At 43.7% G+C, this 14,301-nt stretch carries 16 protein-coding genes and 3 pseudogenes; 2 read left to right on the plus strand and 17 right to left on the minus strand.

The window, feature by feature from the left end; translation table 11 throughout:
* Nucleotides 1-58 precede the first annotated feature (58 nt).
* Nucleotides 59-799: an ImmA/IrrE family metallo-endopeptidase gene (locus tag ECHVI_RS23020; RefSeq protein ID WP_157501465.1), complete on the plus strand. Its 741-nt coding sequence runs from the start codon at nt 59-61 to the stop codon at nt 797-799.
* A 73-nt stretch (nt 800-872) separates the two neighbouring features.
* On the opposite strand, the gene ECHVI_RS15565 is transcribed toward ECHVI_RS23020, so the two are convergent.
* The 11 genes and pseudogenes from ECHVI_RS15565 to ECHVI_RS15605 all read right to left on the minus strand — a co-directional run.
* Entirely contained in the window at nt 873-1,067 is a 195-nt protein-coding gene (locus ECHVI_RS15565; RefSeq protein WP_041738736.1) for a DUF4391 domain-containing protein, read from the minus strand.
* A 186-nt stretch (nt 1,068-1,253) separates the two neighbouring features.
* Nucleotides 1,254-1,643 (minus strand): HYC_CC_PP family protein, encoded by a 390-nt coding sequence (locus ECHVI_RS15570; RefSeq protein ID WP_041738738.1) that lies wholly within the window; start codon nt 1,641-1,643, stop codon nt 1,254-1,256.
* A 150-nt stretch (nt 1,644-1,793) separates the two neighbouring features.
* Nucleotides 1,794-2,006: a GDCCVxC domain-containing (seleno)protein gene (locus ECHVI_RS24095; RefSeq protein ID WP_015266973.1), complete on the minus strand. Its 213-nt coding sequence runs from the start codon at nt 2,004-2,006 to the stop codon at nt 1,794-1,796.
* 48 nt (nt 2,007-2,054) lie between these two features.
* Nucleotides 2,055-2,606 (minus strand): mercuric transport protein MerTP, encoded by a 552-nt coding sequence (gene merTP, locus ECHVI_RS15575; protein ID WP_217189898.1) that lies wholly within the window; start codon nt 2,604-2,606, stop codon nt 2,055-2,057.
* Nucleotides 2,607-2,650: 44 nt separating this feature from the next.
* The gene (locus tag ECHVI_RS15580; protein WP_015266975.1) at nt 2,651-2,854 is read right to left on the minus strand and encodes a hypothetical protein; all 204 of its coding nucleotides are present in this window, start codon (nt 2,852-2,854) and stop codon (nt 2,651-2,653) included.
* A 35-nt stretch (nt 2,855-2,889) separates the two neighbouring features.
* A complete protein-coding gene (locus ECHVI_RS15585; RefSeq protein ID WP_015266976.1) occupies nt 2,890-3,279 on the minus strand; it encodes a metal-sensitive transcriptional regulator in 390 nt (129 codons plus the stop codon).
* The gene (locus ECHVI_RS15590; protein ID WP_137404716.1) at nt 3,276-3,644 is read right to left on the minus strand and encodes an ArsR/SmtB family transcription factor; all 369 of its coding nucleotides are present in this window, start codon (nt 3,642-3,644) and stop codon (nt 3,276-3,278) included. The genes ECHVI_RS15585 and ECHVI_RS15590 overlap by 4 nt, the downstream gene beginning before the upstream one ends.
* Nucleotides 3,645-3,735: 91 nt before the next feature.
* On the minus strand, nt 3,736-4,374 hold the full coding sequence (locus tag ECHVI_RS15595) for a site-specific integrase (protein ID WP_483782861.1): 639 nt from the start codon (nt 4,372-4,374) through the stop codon (nt 3,736-3,738).
* Nucleotides 4,351-4,443: pseudogene (locus tag ECHVI_RS24385) on the minus strand (phage integrase SAM-like domain-containing protein); the annotation flags it as partial. The pseudogene ECHVI_RS24385 and the gene ECHVI_RS15595, both read right to left, overlap by 24 nt.
* Before the next feature lie 181 nt (nt 4,444-4,624).
* The gene (locus tag ECHVI_RS15600; RefSeq protein ID WP_041738740.1) at nt 4,625-4,825 is read right to left on the minus strand and encodes a hypothetical protein; all 201 of its coding nucleotides are present in this window, start codon (nt 4,823-4,825) and stop codon (nt 4,625-4,627) included.
* Between the two features lie 108 nt (nt 4,826-4,933).
* A pseudogene (locus ECHVI_RS15605) lies at nt 4,934-6,663 on the minus strand (heavy metal translocating P-type ATPase); the annotation flags it as partial.
* 74 nt (nt 6,664-6,737) lie between these two features.
* Here ECHVI_RS15605 and ECHVI_RS15610 point away from each other — a divergent pair.
* Nucleotides 6,738-8,060, plus strand: coding sequence for an IS1380 family transposase (locus ECHVI_RS15610; RefSeq protein ID WP_015266978.1), 1,323 nt, complete (start codon nt 6,738-6,740; stop codon nt 8,058-8,060).
* A gap of 353 nt (nt 8,061-8,413) precedes the next feature.
* Here ECHVI_RS15610 and ECHVI_RS15615 read toward each other — a convergent pair whose 3' ends face one another.
* The 6 genes and pseudogenes from ECHVI_RS15615 to ECHVI_RS24305 form a co-directional block, all read right to left on the minus strand.
* Nucleotides 8,414-8,998, minus strand: a complete 585-nt coding sequence (locus ECHVI_RS15615; RefSeq protein ID WP_245553343.1) for a DUF2911 domain-containing protein — start codon at nt 8,996-8,998, stop codon at nt 8,414-8,416.
* Nucleotides 8,995-9,708: a PepSY domain-containing protein gene (locus tag ECHVI_RS15620; protein WP_015266980.1), complete on the minus strand. Its 714-nt coding sequence runs from the start codon at nt 9,706-9,708 to the stop codon at nt 8,995-8,997. The genes ECHVI_RS15615 and ECHVI_RS15620 overlap by 4 nt, the downstream gene beginning before the upstream one ends.
* A complete protein-coding gene (locus ECHVI_RS15625) occupies nt 9,705-11,018 on the minus strand; it encodes an APC family permease (RefSeq protein ID WP_015266981.1) in 1,314 nt (437 codons plus the stop codon). The genes ECHVI_RS15620 and ECHVI_RS15625 overlap by 4 nt, the downstream gene beginning before the upstream one ends.
* 10 nt (nt 11,019-11,028) lie before the next feature.
* A complete protein-coding gene (locus ECHVI_RS15630) occupies nt 11,029-13,371 on the minus strand; it encodes a multicopper oxidase domain-containing protein (protein WP_015266982.1) in 2,343 nt (780 codons plus the stop codon).
* Nucleotides 13,372-13,496: 125 nt separating this feature from the next.
* Nucleotides 13,497-14,072 (minus strand): class I SAM-dependent methyltransferase, encoded by a 576-nt coding sequence (locus ECHVI_RS15635; protein WP_015266983.1) that lies wholly within the window; start codon nt 14,070-14,072, stop codon nt 13,497-13,499.
* Nucleotides 14,073-14,123: 51 nt separating this feature from the next.
* Nucleotides 14,124-14,300 (minus strand): annotated as a pseudogene (locus tag ECHVI_RS24305) (GDCCVxC domain-containing (seleno)protein); the annotation flags it as partial.
* Nucleotide 14,301: the final 1 nt, after the last annotated feature.

Below are 14,301 nucleotides of genomic sequence, written 5' to 3' on the forward strand. Positions count from 1 at the left end.
CTTACAGGCTCGCAAACTTTTAGACGACTGTGGATTGGATGAGATAACCGATTTGGACATGGATCTGTTTGTCGCCGGATTAGTGGTTGCTGGGCATGATGCAATACTTATCGAAGAAGAGCTCTCTAATTGTGATGGAAAAATTGTGTTTGGAAACAATAAGGCGGTTATAAAGGTAAATTCAAAGATACAGTTCCAGGAGAGAAAACGCTTCGTTGCAGCCCATGAGATAGGGCATCTCTTGATGCATAGAAATATGCAGCTTCCCGATGATACATTCACTAATTTTAACATTATTGAAGGTACGGAAAATACATTGAAAAACGGGAGGCAAGAATTGGAAGCAAATGAATTCGCCAGTGAACTTCTAATGCCTGAAAATTTATTCCTTAAAGAAGCAAAAGGCAAGAAGTTTTCACCCCTTTTGATCAAGCAACTTTCAGAACGATTTAAAACTAGTTTGACAGCAACTATTTTTCGCTATTTGCAGTTTGAGCAGTTACACCCTCTTTGCCTTGTCTTTATCGAGAATGGGAAAGTGAAATATTGGAAAAAGTCCAACGACTTAAAAGTTTGGTTGGGCGATTACACCAAGTTAGCACCACCTTCCGATTCAGTTGCCGCAGAGTATATTCAAAAAGATTACGAGTTTGTGTATAAACTTGAAGAAAAAGCACAGAACATTAACAAATCAACATGGTTCAATCTAAGTGAATATGATGAAGATACAGACTTCTATGAGTATTGCATTCCAACAAGGCGGTATAAAACCATCCTAAGCATCATCTGGGAAAATTAAATTCATGATTTTCGGCCGACTTCCTTTAGACAATGTTTTATCGAAGTTAAGTATTTCGGAATTCCGAACTCCATCAATTTGATCCTTTCCCATCTGCAAATAGCCACTCCAGCTCCTTTTCAGCGGCTTTTAGCTGTTGGTTCAATTCCACTTTTTGATTGAACTGTTTGCTCTTGGCTATGGCCGATTTTAACTTTGAAATTTCCTTTTCCAATGCTGTTATTTTTTTTCGATAAGCAACCAGATCCGGTAGAGGTTTGATTTGCATGGAGCGATTGCCGGACAATTGCACGCAGAAATTATTTTATTGAAAGTCTGATTAAAGAAACTTGATGATAGTTTTGTCGGATAGATCGTGTTCTAATGCTGTTCGAATATCCCGGAACAGCTATATTTTACAGAACCATTTCCGACATTGCTCGAAGGTTTCATAACCCAGGCAACTAACTGATAATCAGATGTATCTAAATAAGAAATGACTGGAACAGGATAGAGCGATACCGCCCTGACCAGCCGGGGGAGCCTTTTTAGGATTTGTGTATGTTCTTGATTCGAAAAATTGTGTAGAAGGCAAATGGAAAGATGGCTGAGCCAATGCCGCAGGTGAAAAAGCAATGACCGGAATGTCAGAATGAGGTGCTCTGAAATCATCAAGAGAGAAGATGGTTTCCTGGTCCTCACAGCCATCACAAGGGTTGCTGTGATCGTCACAGCATGGTTCGTGGTGTTTTAGAAAAAGCTCGAAACTGATCAGTTCGCCCCCACAAAAGTGCTGAAACACTGCCATCCCTTTGCCAGGGAGGAGCATTGCAATGAGCAGGACTATATATAAGTTGCGCTTCATGAGCCTTTTTGATGTAAAATGCCATCCATTGAAGGGGCATCTATTTGGTATTCCCTTCAATATGACACAAAAGTACGCAACGGTTATTGAGGGTGCTATGACATTGTACATGTTAAAACATGATGTATGTCAGATAAAGCATTGTCTACGCTAGCAATATGCTTGATCAGAATCCAATTGTACTGGTGGACAAGGTGCTGAGCCATAGCTGCAATACACGCAGCAATCCCCTTCCTTCGGTTTTAGTACCTGGTGGCAATTTTCACATTCGTAAAAATACTGACAGGCGTCAGTGGGCATGGTTTCTTCTTTTTGATGCCCGCATTCCGGGCAGGTGATGGTTGATTCTAATATGATTTCCATTTATTTCTCTGTTTTATTGGTCACGGAATATCCGGTCGAGTTGATAGCTTACTCAATTTCAAGGATGCCTGTTTTGGTATTGTCAAATTCTACAATGGCATTGCCCTGTTCGTAGGATGCGGTTACTTTAAGGATACCGCTGAGCTTATTTACCTCATGTTCAACATGATCTGCGCAACCCTGGCAAGTCATGCCTTTGATTTGAAAATTTACGGTCTGAATGTCTGACTTATCAACGATGATCACTTGCTTTTCAGATTTAGGGTAGAAAATGTGAGCATAAAGCGGGAATGTGAGCATCAGGGTCGCAAAAACGGTGACTATCCCAAGGAATTTCCTTGTTTTCCAAAAGGAGGGCTGTAGGTCCTCCTCACACGCACATTCTATTTCACCTTTGGCCTTTGGTTTAAGTTTTTGGTACCAGGCAAAACCCAACACTACAACCGTAATGCCCACAAAAAAGGGCCGTGCAGGATCCAGCCAGGAAAAAGTGGAGGCAATCCCGCTTGCACCGGCCACTAGTGCAAGCACCGGGGTGATGCAGCAAAGTGAACTTAAGAGTGCAGCCATAATACCGCTGGTTAAAAGCGAATTTTTCATATACTTTTTCATTTCAAAAAAAGAATGGCTCTGCGCCCTCCCGGTTACTTTTTCTTGCAGCAGGCGGGTATTTCCGCCACTTTCAAATCATAAGGACATTCCGGAGTGCCTGCTAAAGGGCAGCTAACTTTTGGACAATCTGGAGTACCTTCCAAAGGACAAGCTTTTGGGGATGAGTTGATCCCGTAAGCAAGGCCACCAATGGCGAGAATACCCGCTGTGGCCAAAATCATGAGTTTACTTTTCATATCAATACTATTTTATTGAAACATCTCTCCAAAGTTCAGTCACGGGGGGAGGGGGTGTCCAAACGTTCGGATAAAAATTTCTTCAATTCTTCTTCCACGGTCCGGGCTTCCCTTAGTTTTTCAGGCACTTCTTCGAGTTTAAGCTCTGGAAATAGTGTTCTCAGCTTTTCTATTGTTTCTTCATTACCACAGTTACCGGGGCAGTTCTGGTAAGCTGACGAGATTCTTTCTGCTAATGCTTTTCTGTAGGTATCATCCAATAATTCATAAGTAGTCTTGGTAAGGGTGGATTGTACCGCCTTCAACTGGAGAAGTATGTTTTCCACCTGGTCCTCATCGTCAATTTTACTGAGGATATATCCCAACTGCCCGGTAGCAGTTTTTAAGGAAACCTTTATGCTTTGGGTAAGATCACTGGGTATCATAGGGCAGGAATTGTATTTGGGAGATTAAACAAATCGAGCACTGATGAAATGATCCGCTGACTGTGCGCTTCTACTGAATAGAAGATGGTTTGTCCGGATTTTTTGGTTGTCACGATTCCTGCATCCTTCAGCTTTTTCAGATGTTGGGAAATGGCCGGCACTGTCATGCCTAGGATGTCTGACAAGTCGCACGGACAAAGTTCATTTTCCTGTTTCAAGAGATACAGGATTTTGAGGCGAACCGCATTACCAGCCAGGTTCAGTACATCTGCCAGTTCTAAAAAGCCTTCTTCTTTACTCTTCAAGTCTTCCCTGCACCTATTGATCTGGTCGCTATCGGCAAAGACACGGATACATGTATTCATAACTTCGTATTTAAGCATTTGCTTAACAAAGCTAAGGAATTAAATGTATTTAAGCAATCACTTAAATACAAAAAAGGGCTACTTCGAAGGGCTACTTCGCCCTTCTCATCAATTTTGGTGCTGCCAGCTTCTCCCGGAGAGTGTGCATGTCTTCCCTTACCTTCTTCTCCACCACTTTAGCGTAAACCTGAGTAGTGGTGATTTTTGAATGACCCAGCATCTTGCTCACAGTCTCCAACGGGACACCATTGCAAAGAGTAACGGTGGTGGCAAATGTATGCCTGGCCAGGTGAAAGGTGAGGTTCTTTTCAATCCCGCACAGGTCGGCTATTTCTTTCAAATAAGAGTTAAGCTTTTGATTAGAGATCATAGGGAATACAGATCCTTTTTGCAAAGCCCTTGGGTGGGTTCTGTATTTCTCAATAATCTCCCAGGCCTTGGGAAGGATGGGAACCCTGACAGGTTGGTCGGTTTTCTGGCGGCAGGTGGAAAGCCAGTACTCCCCATCAATGCCAATCGTGATGTTGGATGGTGTCAGGTTCATCGCATCGATGTAGGCCAGTCCGGTATAGCAACTGAACACAAACAGATCCCTGACCCACTGCAAACGCACAATCTTGAAGTCCTTGTTTTCTACTGCCTCCAACTCTTCGTGATTAAGGAAATCCCTATCAACTCGATGAAATTTGAGCAGATACTTTTCAAAGGGATCCCGGCTTACCCATTCCATTTTTACAGCCATGGTCACCATCTTCCAGAACCTCTCTAGGTGCCTCATCACTCCATTGTTTCCAAGCGGCTTTTGGTGGTCTTTGGGTTTTTAATTGCGTAGGTAAAACTCCAAGATATTGTCAAAGAAGCCTGTGAGCTTATCTAATTCGTTTTGATAATACTTGCGCCTAATCTTAATCCCTATTGGGCTTGTTAGTTCCAAAATTGAACACGTTGAGATTGTAAATGAGTTTGCAGGCGTATTTGGGTTAAATCTCCTTAAAGAAGAGTATTTCACCGGCTTGAGAATCTACAAGGTTTTTAGTTAAGACATTCTGTAACCTGTTAATGGCAATTAGAACCCTTTGAAAGCTCAGCTCTGATTTTTTGAGGAGGTTATCTTCCTCCAGATCGATCATTCTAAGTTTGTCCTCTAAATCTTCATATTGTTGGTTATAATTTTCAGGCATTTAAAAAGTGAGTTTTTCATTTTCATAGTGTCTATTTACTGCATGAACTGGTTCAAATAATAAACACAGCAGATTTTACCTTGTCTTCCCAAATCTGAGCAGGGGTAGTCAGTTCTTAATTTTTCGTTTCAGCAATTGCGCATTAATGGCGACTATGACCGTACTCAGGCTCATGAACACTGCGCCTATGGCAGGACTTATAACCAGGCCGGGGATAAAGCCGGTGGCCAAAGGTAATGCGATGGCATTGTAACCGGTAGCCCAGGCGAGGTTTTGAATCATTTTGTTGTAGGTTGCCCTGCCAAACAGAACCAGGTTGGCAATGTCCTTTGGGTTGCTGTTGACCAGGATGATGTCGGCTGTCTCAGCAGCCACATCGGTACCGGAACCTACTGCAATACCCACATTAGCCTGTGCCAGTGCAGGGGCGTCATTCACACCATCACCCGTCATGGCTACAAAGTGGCCTTCTTTTTGGAGTTTCTTGATGATTTCCACTTTTTGATGGGGCAGTACCTCACTGTAGTAGCCATCCAGCCCGAGTTTTTCACTGACTGCCTTGGCGGTTTTCTCATTGTCCCCGGTAGCCATGTATAGCTTCATGCCTTTTTCCCGAAGCGTTTCGATGGCTTTAGGGCTTTCTTCCCTGATTTGGTCGGACAAGGCTATGAAGCCTATTATTAGATTCTCTTGCAGCACATACACGATGGTTTCTGCCTCATCAGATCCTGCCTGATCGGGGATATTTATGTCGTTTTCTTTCAGGTAGCCGGGGCTGACTACTTTCCAATTTTGTCCCTCGATCTTGCCTTGAATGCCCTTGGCCGTTAATGATTCAAAATTTTCTACCTTTTTCAATGCCAGGCCTGCCTCTTTCGCTGCTTTCACAATGCCTTGTGCAATTGGGTGCTCCGATTGCTGCTCCAGCGAAGCGGCAAAGGACAGCAGTTCATTTTTGTTCATATCATCAGAAAGGCTCTCATATCGTGAGACACCAAATTTGCCTTCGGTCAACGTGCCTGTTTTGTCAAACACCATTGCGGTAATCTTCCGAGCATTTTCAAAAGCAGTACGGTTGCGGATCAGCAAGCCTTTTCCTGCTGAAACAGCAGTGGAAATGGCTACAACTAGTGGTATGGCCAAACCCAACGCATGTGGACAGGATATAACCATGACGGTCACCATTCGTTCCAATGCAAAATCTAAAGGCTTACCCAAGCTGATCCAGGTAAACAACGTAATAGTACCCGCACCAATGGCGATGAAAGTGAGCCATCTTGCGGCAACATTGGCCAGGTTTTGAGTTTTCGATTTAGCTTTCTGAGCTTCTTCAACCAGCGTGATCACTTTGTTGAGGTAGCTTTCTTTCCCGGTTTTGGACACTTTCACCTTGATGGATTGGCTGCCATTTACTGATCCGCCAATGACCGGGTCGCCCTTGGATTTTTTCACCGGCTTGCTCTCACCGGTGAGCATGCTTTCGTCCAGGTGGCTTTCCCCATCCACCACTGTACCGTCCGCAGGTTTTTTTCATTGGCTTTTATCAGGATGATATCCTCCTTTTTCAGTTGATCAACCTTGATGTCCTTGATTTGGTCTCCCTGAACCAAATGAGCTTCGGAAGGCATCATCTGCACCAGTAATTCGAGCGCTCTTGATGCACCCATTACCGATTTCATCTCGATCCAATGCCCCAGCAGCATGATGACAATAAGGGTCGCCAGCTCCCAGAAAAAATCCATCCCCTCCAAGCCAAACACCACAGCCGAGCTGTACACATAAGCCACAGTAATGGCCACTGCAATCAGGGTCATCATGCCCGGGTTTTTGTCCTTCAACCGTGATTATGCAATAGGATTTCAAATTTAGCTCAGAAGTGGTTAGATTTTGCTGTACAAGCTATTTATGACTTATGAAGAGTAGCACCAAAATGGTTAACCTTCCAATAGAGTATTCCTCCAAGCCAGTGACCCCATTTGGAGGGATGAGTTTGATGAAACGATTTATTGATCAGGTAGGGATCCGTGAAAAGTTGGAAGCGCTTAACCTTCCCCAACCAGGCTCCAACCGGGGGTATGATCCCAAACAGATCGTGGAGAGCTTCTGGCTGGGGATTTGGACTGGGGCAAGCCGCTTCATTCATTGTGACTGGCTGCGCTATGATCAGGTTCTCCATTCCATATTCGGCTGGGATACGATGCCATCTCAGAGTACATACAGTCGTTTTTTTGGCAAGTTTTCCCAATCTCTCAATACAGAGATTTTTCCTGACCTGCAGCACTGGTTTTTTGACCAGCTGAATATCGGCAGCCTCACCGTAGATTTTGACAGTTCGGTCATCACCCGATATGGAGATCAGCAGGGCAGCGCCAAAGGATACAACCCTAACAAACGAGGCAGAAACTCACACCATCCGCTGATGGCTTTTGTGGAGCAGACACGCATGGTGGCCAATGCCTGGATGCGTCCGGGAGACACCGCTGCAAGTAGCAGCTGCAAGGAGTTCATGGAGGAGACCTTCAAACAAGTGCTCAAGGACAAGGAAATAGGTCTTGTTCGTGCAGACAGCGGGTTTTATACCGAAGAGTTAATGTCATACCTGGAAGAAGAACAACTCAACTACATCATAGCTGTAAAGATGTATCCTAATGTGAAAAGTGAAGTCTGGGCCATCAAAGACTGGATCAAACTGGCCAAAGGAATCGAACTCAGCGAGATGACGTTCAGCCACGAAAACGGAAAACCCAGACGGTACATTCTGATAAAAAAGCAAATCGAAATCAGGCCAAACTCAGGGGGCAAGATGCTCTTTGAGGACGAGCCCGGCTATCGCTACAGTTGCTATGTGACCAATATGGATCTTCCGCTGGATCAGATATGGAACATGTACAACAACAGAGCAGACTGTGAAAACAGAATCAAGGAACTCAAGTATGACTTTGGTCTGGAAAACTTCTGCCTACAGGACTTCTGGGCTACTGAAGCCTCATTTAGATTCATTATGGTTGCCTACAACCTCATGAGTCTATTCCGGCATTTTGCACTAAACCACCATAACTGGGCAACTTTGGGAACTCTCAGATCCTATTGCTTTGCATTAGGGGCATGGACTGCTTCGCACGCCAACAAAAAGGTCCTCAAGATCTCTTTGCCTACGAAACGAAGGCCCTGGATGGAAGGGATTTTTGCACAAATATCAACTCTGAACAACCCTTTTAAGTACTCTAATGCATAATCCGGGTTCAACTCGTCCCAAAGTCCTTTGAGAAAAGGCCAGCCCCCATAAAAGAAGACAATGGTGGAAAGCCCAAAAAGGACGTACTGATCACCAAAAAAGGTTAGCTCAAATCCCAGTAATTGCTGGATCATATGAGATAGTGCCAGGATCGGTACGGTGAGCACCAGAGAAATCCAAAAACGCTTTTTAAAATCCTCGATCATCATGGCATGGTGGTCATGGTGCCCATGCTGATGGTCTGATTTGTTGATGGTTTGATGATCTGATGATTGGCTCTTTTGGTGACCCGCGTGTGTATGATGCTTGTGGTGTTCGTGATTATGCTTTTCCATGAGTAAAAATTTTAGTGGTTAATCTGTTTTGAATGGAAGTGAAACACTTAGCTTTTCCCATGACATGCGGATAGCGCCAGAGCCCTCTCCTTTGTCTTCTATGGTATAAGTTAGCCGTTCGGTAAGTGGCATTCCCGTTTCCGGTGTTACCTCAATCCTGATGACATCATCGGCCTGATCGTAATCATCTGCCAGGTGCTGCTCCCAGTTTTTGTTTAGGATCAATGTCCAACGGTCCTGTCCGGGAATGGTAAAGAATGCATACTTCCCTTTTGGTATCGTAGTTTCTTCGACCTGGATTGCTTTGGAAAATTCTATATTGGTGGCACTGTGTGCACCTGTCACCCAAACTTCGCCATAGGGTACCAAACCTCCCCAGATGACCCTTTCCCGCACTGCGGGTGAGTGGTACTTGATGGTAATGTGCGTATCACCCACATTGCCATGCGCTTCCTGAGGGATGCTCTTTTTCGAGTTGTCCGATTGCTCAGTAGGTGCTTTTTCCGGCTGATGGTGTTCGTGACCACCATTTTCACCTTTTTTGTTTTGGCAGGATACGATCAGTAATCCCAGTGCAAGTATGTAAATCAGTTTGTTCATCATTTATTCTTTTTAAGTTTTGAAGTGGTTTTTAAGAAAGTTTTAGAGGATACTGCGTAAAGTGTAAAGCCTGATAGCACTGTAAAAAGGCCAAAGACTGAAAATGCCCTGAGCAGCCAATTGTTAGAGTTGTCCCGCCCGGCATAATCCATGGTGTGGAACATCCAAAGAAAATCGAACCAACGCCAACGGCTGTGGCGTACCCGTTCGAAGTTGCCGTTACGGGCATCTACGTAGGCCGTAAGGTTTTCGGGATGCTCAAAGTGGACAGCCCAGGCTGGTAGCGGCCTGCCACGGTATTCATGATGGTTGTCGGTTTCAGTAATCCATTCTGTTTTCAGGATTTCCAGGTTTTTTACGAGATGGTTCTGTGCGATTTCGGCCGCCTCCGTTTCGGTTATGCCCTTTTTGATTTGCCCGGTCAGGGCATTGTAAAGCAGACTATCGTTGACCCAATAATGCGGTTGGTGATTGATGTAGCGAAGTTCAAGGGATGAAATACCAATCGTTGAATCCAATTGTGCCGGACTGATCAGGTTCCGGGGTGAATGGGTCGTGACATGCTCATGGTGAAACTGGTCTCCATGGATTTCGTCAATATCCGTCCAACTGAAATAGAGGCCGCTGACCGTCCACCCAATAAACTGAATGCCTATAAAAATCCCCAGATACCGGTGTGTTTTTCGGATGTAGTAGTTTCTGTTTCGTTTCATTTTTGGGTAGATTTATCTGCTCGACTTAAGAACCATTTTTCACCTGCAAAAACTATTAGCATCACAGATGCAGAAACAATAAGAACCAAAAGGTCAGATGATGCCTTGATCCATAAGAAAGCTGCCAATACGATGAAATCCAACACCATCGCTGTGAGTACAATTGTTCCATTGGCTTTCACCTCTTTCCTCAAATACTTATATACACCCCAATGAATAATGATGTCCATCACCATATAAAAAATGGCTCCTATGGAAGCAATTCTGGACAGATCAAAGAAAATAGTCAGGATGATAGCGATAAACACCACATACACCAACATATGCTTCTGTATTCGGCCTGACATGCCCAAATGACTATGTGGAATAAGTTCCATATCTGTAAGCATAGCCGTCATACGAGAGACTGCAAAAATGCTGGCAATCACTCCCGAAATAGTAGCTATTATGGCAATAGCAACGGTAAAATGAAGACCAAAATCTCCAAAAGCAGGTCTGGCAGCTTCAGCAAGGGAGTAATCTTTGGCTTGAATAATTTCAGAGATTGTAAGGCTTGAGTTTACAGCGAAAGCAACCAGAAAATACACCACTGTGCATATCAACAAAGAAATAATAATAGACAGGCCAACATTTTTTTGAGGTTCTGTAATTTCGCCACCACTATTAGTTATTGTAGTGAATCCTTTGTAGGCCAAAATGGAAAGTGCTAAAGCCCCAATATAACTGGTTGCTGAATAATCAGTGTTTTTGATGGCTTTTGGTATCAACCCTTCCAGAGAAAAACCCACTGCCCAGAGAGCTCCTATGGCAAAAATCAGAATTCCGATAATTTTGATAAATGACATGAACTGTGATGACTTTCCTATCAGCTTGTTGCCAGATATGTTAATCAAAAAAGCGCTAACCAAAAGAGCAACACCCAATATGGGAATCCAAAGTTCCTTGTTTTCAACTTCGAACAGTTGTAGGGTATAAGAGCCAAAAGTTCTGGCAACCAGGCTTTCGTTGATTACCATGGATAGTGCCATTAATAATGATGCAGAAGCTGTTATGGTTGATTTACCATAAGCTTTTTTCAAAATCATGGCTATCCCCCCAGCCGAAGGATACGTATTTGAAACTTTGATGTAGGAGTAAGCACTAAATGCTGAAATGAGAGCTCCCAAAACGAAAATGTAAGGAAACCAGGTCCCTGACAGTTCAGCCACCTGGCCCAATAATGCAAAGATTCCTGCACCGATCATTACACCAGTGCCTAAAGCAATTGATCCTAATAAACTTAAACTTCCTTTTTTATAACTTTCTTCCATAACTTCCTAATTAAAACATGACAGATAATCCGCCCCCTGCTCCGAAGCGGTTGTCATAGCTTGTCATCAGTGAAAAATTCTTAGAAAGCATGTATTGTGCACCGGCACTCCATACAATTTCTTCTTTGTAATTTTGGCCGGCCTCCAGACCGTTTACCAATCCTGCATCAATTTGATATTCGTAATAGCCAAAAATTGATAACTTCGGAAATATCATCAGCGATCGACCGATTCCAATTCTAGGCCGAAGCTCATTATCTATCCTTAGGTCAACATTGAACATATAAGGTGTAAACCACCGGATACCAGCCACGGCAATTGTCTTCATATCATCCAAACTATTCCTGGTGGTATTCTCAACATTAATACCTCCAAAAACCCTCAAATAATCGTACAGATAATACTCATAAGAAAATTCAGCTTCCAGGTTCTGATTCCATCCGTATTCCATTGATAAATTGAATTGATTGCGAATGTTTGAAGTGGTCAGATTGACTGTTGTATTATGTGAGGCAACATCTGTCATTCCCCAACTATAGAAGCGGTTGGTTTCGTGAATCAGTTTGGAAATTGGAAAGGGTTTCATTCTAGGGTCTTCCGGTGTATCATAGCTGACTACCCGTGCCATACCACCCATCATATGATAGAGAATATGACAATGAAAGAACCAGTCCCCATATTCGTTCCCGTAAAACTCAATGGTTACTTTTTGCATGGGGGGCACATTCACCGTGTGCTTCAGGGGTGAGTAATCACCGCTTTCGTTGATGACACGGAAAAAATGACCATGCAGGTGCATGGGATGGTGCATCATCGTCAGGTTGTTAAGGGTGATTCGGGTAATTTGCCCCTCTTTGATTTTTATTTTATCGGTTTCAGATAGGGGAATACCATTCATGCTCCAGATGTAGCGGTTCATATTCCCAGTAAGATTGAGGAGGATTTCATTGACTGGAACATCCTTACCATAAACCGTTTTTTCAGGTGATTTCAGATAATTGTAATTGAATTCTGAAAACATGTCCATGTTTTCCATCCCGGGCATTTCAGCCATGGGAGCACTTGGCGGATCCATTTTGGAGTTTTTATCATCAGACATATCCATTGAGGAATGATCCATTTGGGAGACCTCTTCCTTATTTCCGGCCATATTCATACCCGGCATATCATTATCCGGGTTTTTGTCGCCTTTCATTTGCATTCCCCAGTTCTCCATCATTTTTTGGGGATCGTCCTTTTTAGGATTAAATTTTAGGGCAGGAGCCCCCATGCGCATGTCCATTTTTGCCATTTGCATCATCATCCCTATTTTATCAGGGCGGGGAACATCTTCGGCTGCTAAAACTTCACCTTGGCCCAAAAAAGCAGAGGCTGTTCCCGAACCATCCTGAGCGGTGGCCCGAAATTCCATCTTTCCACTTTCCGGAACACTTACAATAAAATCGTAGGTCTCCGCAATGGCAATAAATGTTTTATTGCGCTTGACCGGCTCAACATTTAGTCCATCGGCCGCAACTAAGGTCGGCATTTCACCACCAAACGTCATCCAAAACGAGGTAGAAGCTGCCCCGTTAATAATTCTAAGCCTAACCTTTTCTCCGGGTTTGAAATTGGAATATTCCTGAACTTGTTCACCATTAACTAAAAAGGCCGGGTAATATATATCGGCAATGTCTGCACTTTCCATTCTCTGCCTCCAGAAATTTAACTGTGCTCCCATTGCACCTCTGGCAATAACGCGGTTGAGGGGTGTGGCCGTACCTTTTCGCCAGTTGTACCATTCGGTTCCTCGTTTCAGAAAACGGAGTACGTTCATAGGCTTTTCATTCGTCCAGTCCGAAAGTATTATAACGAGCTCTTTGTCATAGGCCAGGTTTTCTTTTCTAGGATGGATGACGATAGAGCCAAAAACACCACTCTGCTCTTGCAGCATGGTATGTGAATGATACCAATAGGTACCGGCTTGTTTCAGGGGAAATTCGTACTTCTGTGTTTCCCCAGGCGCGATGGGCGGAGTGGTGAGGTAAGGAACCCCGTCATAAAAATTTGGCAACAACAAACCGTGCCAGTGAATGGAAGTTTCTTCATCCATCTCGTTTTTTACATATATTACGGCATATTCACCTTCAGTAAAAGTAAGTGTGGGTCCCGGGACACTGCCATTAATGGCCATTCCCATGACTTCTTTGCCTGCCTTGTTCACTGCCAGCTCATTTATGGAAATGGCATATTCTCTTACAGGAAGATTATCAGTGTTGCCTTCGACTGATTTTTCAGTGAGGTTTTGTGCCCTCGTAGACAGGCTAAGCAACGAAAAAGAAATGGTCAAAATATAGTAGAATCTTAAGTTCATGATTTCCGTAATTAAATTTGATTTTTGATTTTCAATGATTTAGTTCCCTCATAATAGCAAAATGACCCGATCCTGGTATTAATAAAGCCTGTCTCCTGCACATCCGAAAACCCTGCCTCACGGATTTAATCCGGCAGCAAGCCCTTCACATTGGCTGTGGTGGTTTTGAAACCGTCCAGAAGCTGCACGGTGTAAAAAACTGTGCGCATCCATCGGTTCTTTGCCTTGCCCCAATCGCCAATGATGAGCTTGCCTCCGGGCTTTAGAACCCGGTAGATTTCACTGAAACAATGCGCTTTAGTTTCATCATCTAACTGATGAAATACCAGACAACTGTAGGCCTTGTCAAAAACAGCATCATCATACGGAAAAATGCCCCCATTGTAGAGTTGGAGTTCAACCAGAATGTCTTTGTCTTTGAGCTTTGAAAAGGCAATCTCCCGTACTTTAGGGTCAATGTCTAATCCGAAAATTGAAGAGTTGGGAGACCGTGAAGAGGCAATCGCCAGATTAGCCCCTGTGCCAAAGCCAAACTCAAAAATTTGCTCATGAGGTTCGGGCTTTATACGGTCTATTAGTTCGCTTCTAAATTTCTTTTCAGGCATGGTCAGTCTTATGGTGGTATCATAAAGGCCGGTAAGGAAATTATAGCTTAATGCAGGGATGAATTCCTTTTCTTTTTTATGGTCTGTGTTTTTCATTTTTTCTCTCCATTGTTTTTGTTCTAATTTTTCCCAGCCTTGGCTGACCAAGCATTTATGTGACCCGAATGCACAAAAAATGCAGCATTGATCGCCCGGAACAGTAATCTCGCATTCGCATCCCTTACAAATGAAGCTATCCAGCCGCTCGTTATAAGGTATTCTGCGAACCTGCTGCTGGCCACATACCGGACAGGTAAGTACCGAATCAAAAAATAACCCAGGCATA

This window comes from Echinicola vietnamensis DSM 17526 (assembly GCF_000325705.1).
GTDB classification, from domain to species: domain Bacteria; phylum Bacteroidota; class Bacteroidia; order Cytophagales; family Cyclobacteriaceae; genus Echinicola; species Echinicola vietnamensis.

Excerpts from the sequence above, each read along its gene's own strand:
- ECHVI_RS23020 (WP_157501465.1), top strand. The coding sequence starts at position 59 with ATGGATCTGTTTGTCGCCGGATTAGTGGTTGCTGGGCATGATGCAATA.
- ECHVI_RS15565 (WP_041738736.1), bottom strand. The coding sequence starts at position 1,067 with ATGCAAATCAAACCTCTACCGGATCTGGTTGCTTATCGAAAAAAAATA.
- ECHVI_RS15570 (WP_041738738.1), bottom strand. The coding sequence starts at position 1,643 with ATGAAGCGCAACTTATATATAGTCCTGCTCATTGCAATGCTCCTCCCT.
- ECHVI_RS24095 (WP_015266973.1), bottom strand. The coding sequence starts at position 2,006 with ATGGAAATCATATTAGAATCAACCATCACCTGCCCGGAATGCGGGCAT.
- merTP (WP_217189898.1), bottom strand. The coding sequence starts at position 2,606 with ATGAAAAATTCGCTTTTAACCAGCGGTATTATGGCTGCACTCTTAAGT.
- ECHVI_RS15580 (WP_015266975.1), bottom strand. The coding sequence starts at position 2,854 with ATGAAAAGTAAACTCATGATTTTGGCCACAGCGGGTATTCTCGCCATT.
- ECHVI_RS15585 (WP_015266976.1), bottom strand. The coding sequence starts at position 3,279 with ATGATACCCAGTGATCTTACCCAAAGCATAAAGGTTTCCTTAAAAACT.
- ECHVI_RS15590 (WP_137404716.1), bottom strand. The coding sequence starts at position 3,644 with ATGAATACATGTATCCGTGTCTTTGCCGATAGCGACCAGATCAATAGG.
- ECHVI_RS15595 (WP_483782861.1), bottom strand. The coding sequence starts at position 4,374 with ATGGAATGGGTAAGCCGGGATCCCTTTGAAAAGTATCTGCTCAAATTT.
- ECHVI_RS15600 (WP_041738740.1), bottom strand. The coding sequence starts at position 4,825 with ATGCCTGAAAATTATAACCAACAATATGAAGATTTAGAGGACAAACTT.
- ECHVI_RS15610 (WP_015266978.1), top strand. The coding sequence starts at position 6,738 with ATGAAGAGTAGCACCAAAATGGTTAACCTTCCAATAGAGTATTCCTCC.
- ECHVI_RS15615 (WP_245553343.1), bottom strand. The coding sequence starts at position 8,998 with ATGATGAACAAACTGATTTACATACTTGCACTGGGATTACTGATCGTA.
- ECHVI_RS15620 (WP_015266980.1), bottom strand. The coding sequence starts at position 9,708 with ATGAAACGAAACAGAAACTACTACATCCGAAAAACACACCGGTATCTG.
- ECHVI_RS15625 (WP_015266981.1), bottom strand. The coding sequence starts at position 11,018 with ATGGAAGAAAGTTATAAAAAAGGAAGTTTAAGTTTATTAGGATCAATT.
- ECHVI_RS15630 (WP_015266982.1), bottom strand. The coding sequence starts at position 13,371 with ATGAACTTAAGATTCTACTATATTTTGACCATTTCTTTTTCGTTGCTT.
- ECHVI_RS15635 (WP_015266983.1), bottom strand. The coding sequence starts at position 14,072 with ATGAAAAACACAGACCATAAAAAAGAAAAGGAATTCATCCCTGCATTA.